This is a genomic window from Shewanella bicestrii, assembly GCF_002216875.1.
Lineage (GTDB): Bacteria > Pseudomonadota > Gammaproteobacteria > Enterobacterales > Shewanellaceae > Shewanella > Shewanella seohaensis.
Genome location: NZ_CP022358.1, coordinates 4,000,607 through 4,017,377 on the forward strand (window position 1 = coordinate 4,000,607; position 16,771 = coordinate 4,017,377).

A 16,771-nucleotide genomic window follows, 5' to 3' on the forward strand; every position below is an offset into this window, starting at 1 on the left:
TGACCTCAATGTTGAACCCCTAAAGGACCTAACATGCAGACTCTTGCCCAGCACTTAACCTCAAAGGCAGTGAACGAATCCCTCTCGCAACTGATTTTGACCTTAGCAGACACCTCCAAAGCCATCAGCCATGCCGTGCGCCACGGTGCCTTAGCTGGCGTGTTAGGCGCGACCGAACAGGAAAACGTGCAAGGTGAAACCCAGAAGAAACTGGATATCATCACCAACGATATGCTCAAAGATGCATTAAAAGCCGACGGCACAGTGCGCGGCTTAGCCTCTGAGGAAGAAGATCATGTGGTGGAAGTCAGCGCCAATGGTCAATATCTGGTGTGTTTCGACCCTCTAGATGGTTCATCGAATATCGATATCAACTCGCTGGTCGGCACGATTTTCTCTGTTCTTCCCGCCCCTGCTGGCGAGTTGACTGAAACCAGCTTTTTGCAATCGGGCCGCAATCAGTTAGCCGCAGGTTATGTGCTCTACGGCCCATCAACCATGCTCGCCCTCACCACAGGCCAAGGCGTGCAACTCTTTACCCTGCACCCAGAAACCAACGAATTTTTACTGACCAACGCGGCCATGAGCATCAGCCCAGACACCCAAGAGTTCGCCATTAACATGTCGAACCAACGTTTTTGGGAAGCGCCAATGCAGACCTATATCGCCGATTTACTGCTAGGCAAAATTGGCCCGCGCGAAAAATCCTTCAACATGCGCTGGATTGCCGCCATGGTCGGTGATGTGCACCGCGTACTTTCTCGCGGCGGTATCTTTACTTACCCAACCGACAATAAAGATCCGAAAAAGCCATACAAGCTGCGTTTAATGTACGAAGCCAACCCAATGGCTTTATTAGTCGAGCAAGCCGACGGTAAAGCTTCTACCGGTTATGAAACCATTTTGGATATTCAACCGACGCAAATTCACCAACGCGTTGCGGTTATCCTAGGTAGCGCCAATGAAGTGGACGCTTGCCTAAGCTACCATGGTTTGGATTACAGCGAAGAACCCAGTCTAGACTAAGCCGAATCGCTTAAGCTTTGATTTTTTTATGATAAAAGCCACTGACCACAGTGGCTTTTTTGTTGTCGCTGAATGCGACATTTGGGTTTTGATTGCGAAATCAGGGATCAGTAAAGTTTTAGCGATGGGTTTCACATTTGGAGTTTATGCGGCCTAACGGCCGAGATAAATCAAAGTCGTGGGGCTTCACCCCACACCCGACCAAGGAGGACTGCTCGTCCTATCCTCCTTGGATGCTCCAAGACGCCCCTAGGGTAGTGTTCAAATTTCTGTGTCATTTCTTTAAGCTATACCAAAAAGAGATGATTTATGACCACACCTACTTTTGATATCAATGCTGCCATTCAAGCGCTGCGTGAAGGTAAAGACCTCACCGGCAAGGATGGCATCTTAACCCCTTTGATTAAGCAACTCACTGAAGCGGCCTTAGCCGCAGAGTTGGATGGCCATTTGGCGAGCACTGAAGGCGCTAATCGTAAAAACGGTAAAACCACTAAAACAGTTAAAAGCCCCATTGGTAACTTTGAGTTGAACACGCCCAGAGACAGAGCGGGCACCTTCGAGCCTCAATTAGTCAAAAAGCACCAAACCCAGCTTACCGATGAAATGGAGCGTAAAATCATTGGCTTATTTTCATTAGGCACCAGCTATCAAGATATTCGTGCACATATCGAAGACATGTACGGCATGTCGGTGTCCAACGGCACGGTGAACGCCATTACTGACAAGTTACTACCTGAGCTTCAGGCATGGCGGGAACGCGAGCTAGAGCCGCTTTACCCCGTCATATGGCTCGATGCGATTCACTATAAAATCAAAGAGAATGGTCGCTTTATCAGCAAGGCGGTTTACACCATTCTGGCCCTTAACGTCGAAGGCAAGAAAGAGCTATTAGGCTTATATCTGTCTGATAATGAAGGGGCTCACCATTGGTTAAGCGTACTAACCGACCTGTATAACCGTGGGGTGAAAGACATCCTCATCGCCTGTGTGGATGGCCTTAAAGGCTTTCCTGAAGCGATTGAAACCATATATCCACAGACGGAAGTACAGCTGTGCGTCATCCATCAAATTCGCAACTCAATGAAGTATGTCGCGTCCAAGCACCAAAAAGCCTTCATGGCCGATTTAAAGTGTGTTTATAAGGCTGCCACCTTGAATGCGGCCGAGATGGCACTGGATGAACTGGAGACAAAATGGGGTGATAAATACCCTGTAGTGATTAAGTCATGGCGCAACAAGTGGGCACTGCTATCGGTTTATTTCAAATACCCTGACTACGTTCGGACCGCCATCTACACCACCAATGCGGTTGAAGCCGTGCATCGCCAATTCAGAAAGTTAACTAAAACCAAAGGTGGTTTTGCTAACGAGAACAGTTTACTCAAGCTGCTTTACGCGGGTATATTGAAGGCCTCTGAGCGCTGGACTCACCCCATCCAAAATTGGAATTTGACGCTATCACAGCTCTCAATCCATTTTGAGGGGCGCTTAGAAAACCATATCGATCTGTGAAATTAACCTGACACAGAATTATGAACAGCCTCGCCCCTAGCGAAGTTACATGCATTAGAAGACTGGCCTTGGTCTTATGGATAAATTGCTATCGCTTCCGATGGTACATCCCCTTGATGTTAAACAGAGAGCCCGAAAGCTAGCGAGGCATCCATGCCTCGCTCACGCGATTTCCTTCAACGCCCTTCAGCAACTTCGCAGGGGAGCGTGTATTCCTGTCACTACAGTGCGAACTATTAACCAACACTCCATCATTCTAAAAATTAACAATTGATACTGCAATAAATTGAACTTCTGTCGTCAGTGTATTGGTTGTAAATCGAGAAATAGTTGTATATGCCAATATATCTTTTTATCTAACAACATCTAAAGAAAGTTATTAAAAGTATTTTAGCTTTGAAGGATTTGTGTATCCCATGTGAAACACTTTCAAATTAACTTTTCTATTAAGAAGGACTGAAGATGATTAGCTTCTTTGCATCGTGTGGCTACGTCAATAAAATTCGCATGAACCCTATCAGCATAACCAATATATTCTGACTCTTTTTTAGCTAACTTTTTAATTCCTTTTTTTGTTTTATAAGAGTACCCAATAGAAACAAGTCTTTGCTCTAAGTCAATAATTTCCTCGTAATTAAATGGCTTAGCTAAATCATCAAACACATTGACTTCCGGAGCATGTGTCGCTAATAACCATGTTTCCATTGAAAAACTTGGTAACAATAGAAAAGGTTTATCAGCCACTTCATCTGACTCCCCTATCCAAAAATAAATAGCAGATTGGCAATAATTTCTTCTTTCTTCATCACTTTCAGTAAATTTAATTGGTAAATCGCTAATTTGCTCAGCGATATCAGTATCCATTTGTATAATCAAGCCATCAGCACCACTAGTCGCAACGAGAGCTTTCCAATTACGTCTTTTAGCTAATTCAATAAAATGATTTTGAATTTTGCTCAAATCATCCTGAGTTTTAATCTTCCAAGATTTGCACCATGATCTAACCTCTGTCCATCCATGGGCTGGCCAAGTGCCTGTTGTAGCATCTCTTTGAGGTGCCAACTCCACTACTTCTACAGATTTCCCCAAATCTGCACCAAGTTTATTTATTAAGTGTTTTAAAAAAGTTATATCCGTAGGGCCTTCGCAGACAAGTAAATATTTATATTTTTCTTTCATATTAAAAACCCAAAGTTATGCCACCCAGTGCACCAGACAACCAGATTTCTGATAACTTCAAACCAAAATATTGATTTTCCCAATCAGATTTCGTCATTCCTTTAGGTGGTAAAATTGGGTTTATCAGTGTTTGACCATCAGTACCACGGCTGACAACAAATAAACGATGCTCGGGGTTGAAAATATCTAGGGCATCTAGTGTTGTTGGGTTATGAGTTGTTAATAAAATCTGTTTTTTATCGTAGCGATCAATATACTCCGATATGTGTACCATTAAATTTCGAACCAAGCCAGGATTTAGTGCACTATCTACATTGTCTAATGCAAAAAAATCAGGAGAATCTTTGTGTGCAAGTAATACTAATACAAATAAAATATACAAAGCCCCCTCACTTACGTCATAAGCATATAGATCATTGAAGTTAGTCTTCATAAATTTATCTTTATATGTTACGACTCTTCGTCCTAAACTAACATGTTCAGAAATTAACTCAGAGCTTGGTTTGTCAGTTGTTCCTACAGATTTAAACCAATCTAATAATTTAAAAAAATGCTGTAATTCATTTCTTTTAGATTCGTCAGAAATTATTTCTCTAAGCGCCTCAGCTAATCGCCCCCCATAAAGGCCAACCGGAGACTTATTACTATTATCAGAAGCAAAACCTCTTAGTATCGGCGTTGATGGCGCATAAATCGAAAAGTTTTCTAAATTGAATAATTCATCCACTTCACTTTTAAATGTTTGGTATAGAGGTATTATACTTTTTTCACGATCAATTTTATTTCCTAAGTTGCTTCCAAAAATAGTTGCACCACTATTTGATCTTCCACAGACTATTTTCCCAAATCTTTTGAGTGATTCGGCATTATATGAAAAGCCATCAACAGCATTAACACTCATTTTATATGTAATTGAATCTGTTGACGCTTCTATTGAGAATGTATTTTTTCTGTTTTTATTTCTAAATGCGCTTCTAAAAATTTGAGGGGATGATAACCGAGCCCCTCTTCTAGAAAGCCTTTCATAATCAATTCCACCTTCTATGGAGGCTGACAACATGGCAATTGCTTCGAGTAGGTTGCTTTTACCAGCACCATTAGTACCAATAAAAACATTTAATTTACCTAATTGGATATCTTGGTCTAAAATCGACTTAAAGCCTTTAATTGATATCTTTTTTACATATCCCATAGTTATTTCTCTATTGAATTCAATGGAAATTTACATGAAATTATACACTAAACTCAGAACAAAAATACTAGAATGACGTGGCAAGTGCTGTTCTTTATAGCTTAATTACCCTGACACTTCCAACAGAAGTTCACCTCCCCTCGGAGTAGTTGCCGCAGGGCATTTGCGGTCGTTGCGTGAGCGAGGCATGGATGCCGAGATAGCGTCAGTTGAATCAGGGACGAGCGTCTGACGCGATAGCATAAGGACGCTTAATGCCCGAGGGGCCTTCAACTCCGTTGAGGACGCCGGGGGATATCCAAAAGGGGAACAGGCGTTTTTCCCCTCTTGGTCGGGTGTGGGGTGAAGACCCACGACTTTGATTTACCTCGGCCGATAGGCCGCAAGACTCATATAACCACAGCGATAACCTTACCAATTCAAACGCCAAACAAACCAGCATTATTATCGGGTGTGGGGTGAAGCCCCACGACTTTAGCCGACCTCGGCCGTAAGGCCGCTAAACTGACGAACAACTAACTAGCAACACAAAGATTTTGCTGAATCTTCCAACGACGTTCCATGAGTGGAATCGAGAACCCATAACACACCACCACAATCAAAGGTTGAAGCTGAAAACTCAACTCAGGCCACAACATAAAGGCAGCTACGCAAGCCACAGTGCGCATTATTGCATGCACAATCGCCACCTTTTGCGCCGCTAACACGCCGAAAACCAACCACATTAATCCTGTTTGCACAGCAAGGGCGAAGGGCAAGGCTAAATAGTTTTCCATAAAAAGGGGAATACTGATGCTAAAGGTTAAAAAACTCATCCCCATCGCAGCCAAAAACACTGTCTCAAACCAATTACGCTCAGTGCTTTTCTTAAAGGAGATATTCTCACCGGTGAGACGCGAGACTCCCATAGCAAGATAGACAATAGAACCCGTGCCGATAAATGTTGCCATCACCATTTGCGATACTGGCAGAATAAAACTCAAGATAAACAATAGCCCCCAGACCATCATGCCAGATAAGGGCATAGCTAAAGCACGTTTTTGGCGGTATTCGATAAGTTGTTGATCCAGTGATTGATATTGCATGATTAAGCCTCCTTGTTGGTATGGCTTAAGTATCCCTGCATCCGCTAAATCACGGCAGTGTGAGTTGTCAGCAAATACGGATGACAAATGTCATTCAAAAAACAGGAGAGGGGAAAGATAGGCAGGCACAAATCTTTTGGACTAACAGCTAACACCAAGGCAACAGAAGTTCACCTTCCCCTGCGAAGTTGCCGCGGGGCGTTGGAATAAATTGCGTGAGTCCGGACATGGATGTCCGGCTAGCTTTCGTAGGTACAAGGACGTTACCTTCGGAAGCGATAGCAATTTATCCATAAGACCAAGGCTAGTAATCAATGCATGTAACTTCGCTAGGGGCGTCTTGGAGCATCCAAGGAGGATAGGACGAGCAGTCCTCCTTGGTCGGGTGTGGGTTGAAGACCCACGACTTTGATTCACCTCGGCCGTAAGGCCGCAATGACTCACATACTCACTCCGATAACCGGCCAATTAAAACACAAAACAAACCAACACTATTATCAAATGTTGGTTGAAGACCCACGACTTTGACTTACCTCGGCCATAAGGCCGCATTAGATAACCACTAAATTGATTCACTAAACCGCAAATCTAGTGTTGTTCAAAACATATCAGCCTATACAGGCGAACCTGCATATACCTCACGCCTTTGCGATTGGCCGATAGCGCGGCATTAACCCAGTATGTTATTGTTTTGGCTTCATAGATTCGATTATTAAGCTTTAACCACTAAGGATTTGCTCCATATGGAAAAAATATTTGAAAGGCTAATGTACGCATCACGCTGGATTATGGCGCCCATCTACTTGGGACTGAGTCTAGTGTTGTTGGGTTTAGGCATTAAATTCTTCCAGGAGATCTTCCATATTCTGCCGATTATTTTTGAGATGACCGAAGTGGATCTGGTGCTGGTCACCCTGTCCTTAATTGATATCACCCTAGTGGGCGGTCTGATTGTGATGGTGATGTTTTCTGGCTATGAGAATTTTGTCTCGCAGCTGGATGTCGGCGAAGACAGTGAGAAGCTCAGCTGGTTGGGTAAATTGGATTCGGGCTCACTAAAAAACAAAGTGGCCGCCTCCATTGTGGCGATTTCGTCAATTCACCTGCTGAAAATCTTTATGGATGTGAAGAATATCGATAACGACAAAATCATGTGGTACTTGCTTATCCATATCACCTTCGTGGTGTCGGCCTTTGCCATGGGCTACTTGGATAAGATGACTCGTAAATAAACAGCGACGTCGCCCCGTAAGCGGCATTGCTGTTTGAGAGTGAGTGCTAAGCGTCACTAAACCAGTCATTGCCAAACAATGCCGAGAGCCAAAAATTAAAACAAGCCACTGATAATAGTGGCTTTTTTATTTTCTGAACAAAAAATGTGCCTCGCACTTTGGTATTAATTTAGTCGGCATTGCATAAGTGCATGTTTGAATTGAAATTATTGCTTGAGATAATAGCCCGAGTTTCAACCTAAACGGCGTTTGATACCAAAGGCTAACCTTTTGAATCAAATTCAAGACCAATTAACCCAAAAGGGTTATTAAAATGCGTCAATATTCTTTATAATCGCCAACATTTTGACAATGTAGCAACACAAATCATCACCTGTATTCGTCCGCACAATTAACAAGGTAGTAAAGTGAAAACACAGTTACTGGCCCTCATGCTCGTCAGTCATTTAGGCTACGCATATGCCAAGGAAGATTTAGCCACAAGCTTAGACACCGCAGAGCCCGCCCCTAAAAGCCATAGCATCGACTTTATTGATAAAGGCCTCAAGCTGAGCTTGAGCTGCTCCGTTGGCGAAACCCAACCCATTTTAAACGTCACTATGGGTGAATCCTTTGCATTTGGTAGCGATCCGAGCGTGCTAATTATTCGCAGCGACAAGCAGCACAGTGTGAAATTTCGCGGCACCGCGACCTTGATGAACTTTACCAGTTTGCCAAAGGCTGACGACGATCTGTGGCAGGCGTTAGCTCAGCTGCAAACTCAAGAGCTAAGCCTTGAGGCCGTTTCGTTTCGCTCAAGCAAATACACTAGCTCAACCTTAGTGGCCGTGGGATTTAGTGAAGCGGTCAGCCAGCTAAAACAGAAGTGTAGCCAGTAAGGGCATGTCTCGTCCTGATACAAAAAAGCCACTGTAATCAGTGGCTTTTTTAGTTGTGCGATTTAAGACTCGCTATCGACTAGCTCGACTTGATGGGTCTTTTCGGTTTGGTCGACTATGGTCAACACCGCCGTATCCCCCACCACATTGCAGGAGGTCAGCACCATGTCGATGATGCGATCCAGCGCGGCCACAATCGCAAAGGCTTCAATCGGCAAGCCCATTTGATGGATTAATACCCCAATCATCACCATGCCGCCACCGGGCACACCGCCCGCGCCAACGGATAACAGGAAGATACTAAACAGCAACGATGGCAATTGCTCGCTGGTGATTGGCATGCCGAAGGCATTGGCGACAAAGAAAATCGCAATCGTGATATAAATCGCCACACCGCCCATATTCATGGTCGCCCCAAGCGGCACACCAAAACCAGCAACGGCGCGATTAACCCCAAGCTTTTCGGTTAGGGTGCGCATAGTCACAGGAATCGTGGCATTAGAGCTGGCAGTAGACAGGGAAAACAGCACTTGCTCTTGGGTTTTCTCGCGAAAGCTCTTGGCCGAAATCGGTGTAAAGAACCCCACCGCCAGCGGATAGACCACAAAAATCCACAGTAATAACAGCGCCAGAATGATCACGACATATTCGAGCACACTCATAAATACTGCCGCATCTAAGGTAGCGCCTAACTTAAACATCAGCGCAAACACGCCATAAGGCGCAAGGCTCATCACCACAGAAATCAGTTTCATCATGATTTTATTGGCGGTTTGAAAACCTTGTACCGCGCCAGCCACATGCTCGCCAAGGGATTTAATCACCCCGCCGAGCATCAGCGCCATAAAGATCACTTGCAGCATATTGCCCGACATAAAAGCCGCCACCGGGTTGCGCGGCACTATATCAATCAGCAGCGCCATTAAGCTGGGGAGTTCGGTCGCGGTAATCGCCACACCATCGGTGCTGCTCATATCGACGCCTTTACCAGGGTCGAGCAATAGCACCACTAACAGAGCGGTTGAGATAGCGACCACGGTATTAACGATGTAAAAGCCGAAGGTTTTGCCGCCAAGGCGCCCAAAGCTTTTTAAGTCCTGCAGCTCACACACGCCGCAAACGATACTGACAAACACCAGAGGCACGACCAGCATCATGATCATATTGACGAACATAGTGCCGACGCCGCCAGCCAGTTCGACTAAATTGCCAGAAAAGAAGCCAATATCGTTTAGAAAATATTGCACTAAGGTGCCGAGAATAAGTCCCGCAAACAGACCGATAAAGATCCGTGTCGAAAGTGATTTAATCATGCTTATGGTTTCCCCAAATAGCTCATCTTTTATTCTTCATCTTCCTTGATGAGCAAAATCGCCATTCCCTTTTCGGTTCAGGCGGGGATAGTGAAACATGCTGGCTGTAAATTCAATGAATAAATTTACTTATTTCATTTTCAATTAAGCCAAACCCATCACAAAAATTTTGTATTCATATGATTTTTATTAAAAATAAAATTATCGATTAATAATTACGCTATCTAGATGCAAGTTAAAAAATCAAAATTTAAACAGTATTTAAACCAAATAAACACAATTAATCGATTCAGCTTGAATAATGCTAGATTTAAAAACCAAATAAACATTTTAATTAGAGTTAAAAACCACATTTTAATGCATTTATAGAGAGATGGGGAAGAATTACGACTAACAATATGCCAGTAGCACTAGCTCAAGCCGATGCGCCAGCAGGTGCTGCTGTTTAATGCTAATGCGTTGCTGAATTAACCAAAGGCTTAATTGCTGCCAATTTTTTAAGTCGGCTGACTGTAAATATTTAGCCTGAAGCGCTTGCTTGGCAAAGTCATCAGCGGAATTAATCTGGGAGATAGCGAGTAACTCGCTGGGCGCAAAAAGCGCTAACTGCGGCACGATACAATGGGTCATGCCCGTTAAGGTATGGGCAATTTGCAGCCCTGCGGGGTCGAGATCGGTAAAGGCAATGATCGGCATTTTACCCGCCATCGCCTGTAAAAACTGGCGCACCCCAATGGGTGAATGGTGGCCGCTACCACGGTAAATCACCATAACGCGGCTAAGTTCGGCGGGTAAGCGCGCTTGGGTTATTGCATCGAATATATCTAGGTTTTCAACCACTAAGATGGCGTTAACATTAAGCTCATGGCAAAGCTGCTCTGCTTCATCTAAGGGAGTGCGTAACGCAGAACGCGCAGACATCCCCATAGGAGGCGATTCAAAACCGAGATACTTCAACAAAACATACTCGGCTTCGGGGCGGATACTCGCCAGCTTTTCATTCTGGCTTTGGGCGGACATGGCGATACGGTTTAGATTAAAGTCCAGCGCCTGTAAATCCACGCCCTCTTTTGCCAATACACCTTTGCGCAGCAACTCAAAATCTCGCGGCGCAAAACACAAATATTTTTCCGCGCCATCCAGCTCGCCCACTTCTAACTCGCGGTAAATCGTTCGCCAATTCGGGCTGAGTTTTACCCTTGGAGAGCGATTAAGATAAACGCCCTCCAAGAGTTGCAACTGCTGCTTGCCTAGGCGAGCCATAATTCCACATCGCGGATAATAAAGTTACCGCTGTAGATGGGGTGAGGTTCGCCTAAGGGTTCTAACTCAAAGTAAGCCTTATGCTCATCGGGTAAACCTTCGTAGCCGCCAATCACTTGATAAATCCAGCTTTCGGCATCCCATGGCAGGGCTTTTTCGGCTAAGTAATCGAGCGCCGACTGGCGTAAGCCCGACTCAATCACATCGACAAAGTAAGTGTCGACCGCTTGCTTGAGTGGATTATCAGGAATATCAAAGTCTTCATTCTGCGTCAGCGGCACAGCCACATCCTGCTCGCGCACAGTCTCGACTATGCCCTGACGGCTAATCGCCTTGATATGGGCGACGATGTTCATCAGCTCAAACTCTTGGCTGGCGTTATGCACATCCACAGACGCTGGGGCCAACAGCACTTCGGCACGATTGAATAGACTCGGGATATCCTTGTGGGACACATGGTCCGCAGGGCGATAATCCGGATGCAAATCGGTGTACAGTAACCACCCCTTAAGCAAGCGGGTACGGCCGCGAATTTGCCTAAAGCGACCGAGAAGTTCCAGCAACCTGCCCTGCACCACACTGAGTTCCTGGGCGCAGTCGCTCATGGTTTCCTGCAAAGTCGTCACCAGCAGCTTACGCAGCTCACGGATATCACCGGCGATTTCACCTAATTCGCTAAACTGGAACATCTCCAAACCATTAAGCAATTCTGACACTTGGCTTTGGGCGAGTTCGTTTTCACGGATCTTAGCGTTAATGGTACCGACATAACCGAACTCGTTGTTGATGCGCCCCCACAACACGCGGATGGAGTAGCGTAAACTGTCGGCAAAGCTATACACATGCTCACTTAAATCAGACAGATACGCCTCGGCGGCGCTGTAATCTGAGCTGTGACGCGCTTCTTTATAATGGTCGGCCAAGGTCTTAATGGTGGCGAGCGCTGAGCCGATGTTGGAGTCGATTTGGCGATTGCGTTCATCACTTAGGCCCTCTTCGAGCAAGGCACGCACCGAGCGTTTAAGGCGCAGCTCTTGGTCTGGCTCTGGGCGCCATAAAATCCCTGCCAGCTTGAGTTTTTCAACTACGGCGGGGTCATGGCTCTCTTCCTTGAGTGAGCCAGCCAGATAGGCGTCCATAATGATGTCAGCATGGCGACCTAACTGCTTGAGTAGCTTTACCCCAGCCTGATGTAAGTTACTGCTCATCACGGCCTCCTTGGTTGATGCTGTGCGTTATCGTCCAAGGCATCATAGTAAATCCCGCTGCGTCGCCGTTTCCGCCTGCGCTTCTAGGCTGAGGCCTTCGGTCTCGTCGATAAAGCGGATCACTTCGTACAGATAATCCAACTTGCCAGTGGCGATATAAATTTGTTTTTCCACGTTGGGGCGCACCAGATACCCAAGCTCCACTAAGCGCTTGAACACTAACTTAATTTGCGCATCGCTATTGGTACTGGTTGAACCGAATAAGCGGTATTGGCTGAGTTTAGCCAACTGCTCACGAAACGCGGGCGTATCTTCAATTCGGCTTTGCAACTCGGTTAAGCGCACTGGCGCGCCTTCGCTTAAGGGAGCATCTTGGCCGCTGGCTTCTTGCACTAATACCAGCCACTCCACCATAGGGATAAGTGCCTGACAAATATCCTTAAATTGTGATGAAATCACCTTGCGTTCGCTTTCGCCTAACTGCAAATAACCGCAGAAAAACACATCGCCCTCGGCGGCCGAGGCCACGGTGCGGTTGATTTGATTGAGATACGCCTCGACCCGCTCGCGGGTGCTGTTATTTTTTAATGCGCGCCAGCCATCTTCATTGGTGGTGCGGCAAATAAACTCACCTTTTAGCAAGAGTTCGATAATGGCGCCCGTGCCGACTAATACAGTTTGGTTTGACTCATTCATGGCAGCACTCATTAGATGGCCTCCTTGCTCAGGCGTTTACTCAACATATCGGCAATCGGATTGGCTTTGGGCTTCACCACCTGCAACTTCTTGGTTTGTTTATTAATAATGTAACGGTTCTCGAACAGGTTCAGCACTTCTGACTCAGGGTTCGGGAAGGCGCCTAACACGCTGATATTGTTGTTACCACAGGCATCGAAAATCTTCTTCACGTTGGTGTGGTGCAGCGTGCCCAGCTCGTCGATCGGCCAGTGAATGGTCACATCGGCACGGCCACGTAACAAGCGCGTGAATGCCAACAGGAACTTACACAGGATCAAATAAGCCATACCGTGGCTCGAGGATTCGTTCAGCTGTCTGTCGGTGCGGATAATCAGGTCGCTATTACCCTCTTTAAGGCGCAACTCGATTTCCAGCAACTTAGCAATGCCGCCGGTTAAGGCCGCGCGGCCAATAATGTCTAAGGCGCGGCGCATACTGTTGGTGTATTCCTCATCGGGCAGACCATTAAAGCCGTCGGCCTTCCACTGTTTGAAGGCTTTAACAAACTGCTCAAGCTCAGGCCAAAACTCTAATTCACTGATCTTAGAGCGAATACGAACCGCAGACTCGGATACGCCATCGAGGAATAACTCTTCGCCCACTTCGCGGGTAATGCGCGCACTCTGGGAGGCGATGCGACGGTCGATATCGGCAAGTACATCATAGAAGGCGGTTAAGTCAACCCCGAAGATCCGCCCCTGTTCACGCAGCGCCATAATGGATTGCGGCACAATCACATTGAGTAACTGTTCTAGCTGCGGCACTAGCTTACGGTAATCCAGCAGGCGAATACCTTTGTCGTTGATAAAGCTCGACTCTTCGCGAGCGCGCTCCCAAGTCTCGGCTAAACCTGAGCCTGACTTGCTGGCAATCACAGAGTCGAAATGCTCCACATATTGCTTAACCGAGCCCATCAAATAATCGCGTTTTAACAGTAAATCTTCGCCCTGACGCAGGCGCTCACCAAGGCTGCCCTGAGCTTCTTCATTGTTGGCGGGCAGTTTCAGCTCGGCCAACTTACGCATCACGGCGCGCAGTTTGGTTAAGTTTTCAGAGGCTTCAATCTGCGCCGCATCCGAGGCCTTACGGTCGGTCTCGAGTTGTTGACGGCGGGTCTTCACTTCTTGGGTCTTGGCTTTAAGCTGCTGATCGATTTCTGAGGCGGCACGTTTCACGTCGCTCAATTGAGTCTGCAACTTAGGCTTACGCAGCAACCAAGTGTGTTGATACCAATCGTCGAAGCGCAATACTTCACTGCGACGCTGCTCGGCGCGGCTGATTTTGGTTTCAAGCTCACGGATTTGTTGCTTGAGTTTAAGGATATTATCCTCATCCACACCGCGAGACTTAAGCTCGTTTTTGTACCAAGTTTCGCAGGCTTTCTGCTCGGCCTTAGCGCTTTCGCGGCGGGCGTCGATAGTGGCCTTAATTTGCCCGAGTTGATTGTCGAGCGCGCCAATGACTTCCTGCCAGTAGGCTTGTTTTTCCATCCGCGCTTCGAGCGCCTGCTCTTTTTGCTCTTCGAGCCAGAGCTGATGTTGATGCTTAAGCTGCTTTAGCTCGCCATCGAGTTGAGTTAAGCGCTGCTGGGCAAAGGCTTTACGCTCGGCCAGCGCCTTGTTGATCTTGTCCTGCTCACTGCGTTTTTCATCGAACAGACGACGTAAATCATCGCGGCTATTTTTGTAAGCCGTGCGGGCAAAGGTCAGTTCACGACTGAGTTTATCCAGCTCTCCGTTAATCGCCACCAGCTGTGATTCGGCCTCGGCCTGTAATTCCTGCGCGCCTTGCAGCGCTTCTTCGGCCTTGCTTAAACGAATACGCAGCTCCTGCTCGGAGGCGGCATATTCAGGCACATCAATGGCTTTAAGATCCAAATGCACCCCAAACAGGGTGTCGCTCGTCCCCGTCACGCTCGGATGCAAATCGGTGCGGTGCAGCAACTCGGGCGCAATCACTTTACCCAGACTCTGCTCCCAACCTTGGGCTTCCTTACGTAGGAATTCGAGCAAGGTATGGGACTGAGGGAACAGCATATGGTGCAGTTCATCGAGCGATGTTTGGCGCTCGTTTACGCGCAGGCTGGCGATACGCAACGCTTCATTGGCTTGGTCGCGTTTGGCGCGCAGCTTACGCTCTTCACTACTTAAACGTTCCACCTTAGCGTTGCAGCTTTCTTGCTCTTCGTCGGCGCGGTGAATCCGCTCGTCGAAAATCGCAAGGCTTAACTTTTCTTCCTCGGTGTAGGTCACGCCATCGACACGTAATTTAAGCTCGGCAGCATTGAGTTTGAATTGATATTCCTGCTCGCTAAAGCTCGCCTTGCCCGCATCCATTTGGCTGCGCCATTGGGCTTCGAGGGCATCGAGATCGGCTCTTGCCACTTCACGCTGTTTGTCGCGCGCTTCGCGTTGTTTGTCCTGATCCGCGTGTAAGCCTTCCAGCTCGCGGTTTAACTGCTCGCCAATTTTGCTGCGGCGGGCATTGTAAGCCGCTTCAATATCTTGGTGTTTTTCGGTTTGTAACTTATGGCGCTCGCTTAAGTTTTCCATGTCCGCACGCCAGTTTGGCAGCATGTCCAAGTCGGCCTTGGCTTGCTCGATATTGGCATCTAAAAAGGCGCCGTGCTGATCTTCGATCGCATCGAGTTCGTATTCGCACTTGGCCACGTCGCCCTTGGCGGCGGATAGGTCGAGGTTAAGCTCGTCACGCACTTCTTTCCATTCGTCGTCCAACATCCGAAGCTTTAAATTCAGCTCCTTAGACAGGGTTTGTTGGATCTCTAAACGATCGGCCTCTAGGCTTTCATCGTTGCGATAACCACGGGACAAGCTCGAGAGACGCATCTCGGCGCTGAGTAATTGGTTAAATTCCTGCTCGAGCTTTTCAAACTCGGGGCGGATCACTTCAAAGCCTTGGATTAATTGACTCTCGCGGATCCACGCCTCGACACGTTGTGGATTGAGGCGTGAGCTAGGTGGATTCACCCCGTCTTCTTCCAAAATGGCGGCGATCATGGATTTGACCGTTTCCATTTTGCCTTCTTTGGAGTGCACCGCCTTGGCGAGTTTCTCGATATGGCGCAGTGAATGCTCACCTTCACACAGGGCGAATTGGTGCGCATAGGCTCGCAGTTCGCTGCGGTTGCTGCCCGTGCTTAATAAAGTGCGATCGTTTTGAATAATCGCGCGGTATTCGCGGGTATTCAGCAAGTTAGTGGTGGCTACGCCTTGGCGTTTTAATTCGCGGCCGAGTTCTGCCATGGTGTGGCATAAAATGGTGTCACCATTTTGGGTTTTAATATAATCGCTTAGCTCGAAACCTTTGCCGATAAAGCGGTAGTTCACCCCTTTGCCATCGCCCGCAGACGCCAGCACGGCTTGATAGAGCAAGCCATCGGCCTTTTGATATTCGTAAATGATGTAGCTTGAATCGTGTGGCAAGTACCAACGCTCGAAACTATCACGGGTTGAAGGCACCACGCGGCTAGGATATTCGCCATAAAATACAGGCACTAAACGTTGCAGAGTGGTTTTGCCCGAGGCGTTAGTACCACAAATATTGGTATGGCCATTGAGGGCGAGTTCCACAACGCCCGGAAGGTGCGTATCAATCAGCACAATACGAATCAAGCTTGGCATTTCATTCCTTATCCAAACGGGGTCAAAGCTAACCCAGATAAATCGAGCCCAAATCGAGACCATAACTCAAGATTAAACGCCGAGGCGTACAACCTAAGCTCAACACACCTAAGATCTACACAATAAAGGGGCGGTCAGTCTCAATGGACAAAAGCGTGTGACGGGTAATCATCCTTGCGAAATCATCTTTGCGAAAGTTGCGAGGTAAAATCCCATTTTGTGCCCCTAAAATAAGGTAAATAGGGGGCATAAGCAATCGAGCACCCGAGTCTTTCACCTCCACGAAACAAGTCTGCTCAATGTTACCTCAATTCCCGTCCATTTAACGGTTAACAAAACGTCAGTAGATCACAATTGGGCATAAAAGCTTAGGGGAAAACGGCCGATGTCGGCGCTCCAAGCTAATACTGGGGCATTGGCCGCCGTTAACATTTTCAGTAACTGTCAACTTGGGTAAAACAGTGAAAGACTCGGCCTCGCAGCCGAACCAAAATCACATTT

At 47.0% G+C, this 16,771-nt stretch carries 12 protein-coding genes; 4 read left to right on the forward strand and 8 right to left on the reverse strand.

Going from position 1 to position 16,771, the window contains the following annotated elements; genetic code table 11:
- Positions 1–33: 33 nt before the first annotated feature.
- Both CF168_RS17560 and CF168_RS17565 read left to right on the forward strand, forming a co-directional pair.
- Positions 34–1,026 (forward strand): class 1 fructose-bisphosphatase, encoded by a 993-nt coding sequence (locus CF168_RS17560; protein WP_089068491.1) that lies wholly within the window; start codon positions 34–36, stop codon positions 1,024–1,026.
- 309 nt (positions 1,027–1,335) lie between these two features.
- Positions 1,336–2,541: an IS256-like element ISSod5 family transposase gene (locus CF168_RS17565; RefSeq protein ID WP_089066614.1), complete on the forward strand. Its 1,206-nt coding sequence runs from the start codon at positions 1,336–1,338 to the stop codon at positions 2,539–2,541.
- 429 nt (positions 2,542–2,970) lie between these two features.
- Here the strand turns inward: CF168_RS17565 and CF168_RS17570 are convergent, their stop codons facing one another.
- The 3 genes from CF168_RS17570 to CF168_RS17585 all read right to left on the reverse strand — a co-directional run bounded on the left by CF168_RS17570 (position 2,971) and on the right by CF168_RS17585 (position 5,997).
- Complete coding sequence (locus tag CF168_RS17570) at positions 2,971–3,720, reverse strand: hypothetical protein (RefSeq protein ID WP_089068492.1); 750 nt, start codon at positions 3,718–3,720, stop codon at positions 2,971–2,973.
- 1 nt (position 3,721) lies between these two features.
- A complete protein-coding gene (locus CF168_RS17575) occupies positions 3,722–4,912 on the reverse strand; it encodes an AAA family ATPase (RefSeq protein ID WP_089068493.1) in 1,191 nt (396 codons plus the stop codon).
- Between the two features lie 515 nt (positions 4,913–5,427).
- Positions 5,428–5,997 (reverse strand): DUF7010 family protein, encoded by a 570-nt coding sequence (locus CF168_RS17585; RefSeq protein WP_089068494.1) that lies wholly within the window; start codon positions 5,995–5,997, stop codon positions 5,428–5,430.
- Between the two features lie 743 nt (positions 5,998–6,740).
- On the opposite strand from CF168_RS17585, the gene CF168_RS17590 reads away from it, so the two are divergent.
- Positions 6,741–7,229 (forward strand): TIGR00645 family protein, encoded by a 489-nt coding sequence (locus CF168_RS17590; protein WP_011621445.1) that lies wholly within the window; start codon positions 6,741–6,743, stop codon positions 7,227–7,229.
- A 407-nt stretch (positions 7,230–7,636) separates the two neighbouring features.
- The gene (locus CF168_RS17595; protein ID WP_086901960.1) at positions 7,637–8,107 is read left to right on the forward strand and encodes a hypothetical protein; all 471 of its coding nucleotides are present in this window, start codon (positions 7,637–7,639) and stop codon (positions 8,105–8,107) included.
- 62 nt (positions 8,108–8,169) lie between these two features.
- On the opposite strand, the gene CF168_RS17600 is transcribed toward CF168_RS17595, so the two are convergent.
- The 5 genes from CF168_RS17600 to CF168_RS17620 form a co-directional block, all read right to left on the reverse strand.
- Positions 8,170–9,420, reverse strand: a complete 1,251-nt coding sequence (locus CF168_RS17600; RefSeq protein ID WP_089068495.1) for a dicarboxylate/amino acid:cation symporter — start codon at positions 9,418–9,420, stop codon at positions 8,170–8,172.
- Positions 9,421–9,810: 390 nt separating this feature from the next.
- The gene (locus CF168_RS17605) at positions 9,811–10,683 is read right to left on the reverse strand and encodes a DUF7281 domain-containing protein (protein ID WP_089068496.1); all 873 of its coding nucleotides are present in this window, start codon (positions 10,681–10,683) and stop codon (positions 9,811–9,813) included.
- On the reverse strand, positions 10,671–11,891 hold the full coding sequence (locus CF168_RS17610) for a phosphoenolpyruvate carboxylase (RefSeq protein WP_089068497.1): 1,221 nt from the start codon (positions 11,889–11,891) through the stop codon (positions 10,671–10,673). The genes CF168_RS17605 and CF168_RS17610 overlap by 13 nt, the downstream gene beginning before the upstream one ends.
- 42 nt (positions 11,892–11,933) lie before the next feature.
- Positions 11,934–12,587 carry a condensin complex protein MksE gene (locus CF168_RS17615; RefSeq protein ID WP_037422308.1) on the reverse strand — a complete coding sequence of 218 codons (654 nt, stop codon included), beginning with the start codon at positions 12,585–12,587 and terminating at the stop codon, positions 11,934–11,936.
- Between the two features lie 11 nt (positions 12,588–12,598).
- Positions 12,599–16,270, reverse strand: coding sequence for an ATP-binding protein (locus CF168_RS17620; protein WP_089068498.1), 3,672 nt, complete (start codon positions 16,268–16,270; stop codon positions 12,599–12,601).
- Positions 16,271–16,771 lie beyond the last annotated feature (501 nt).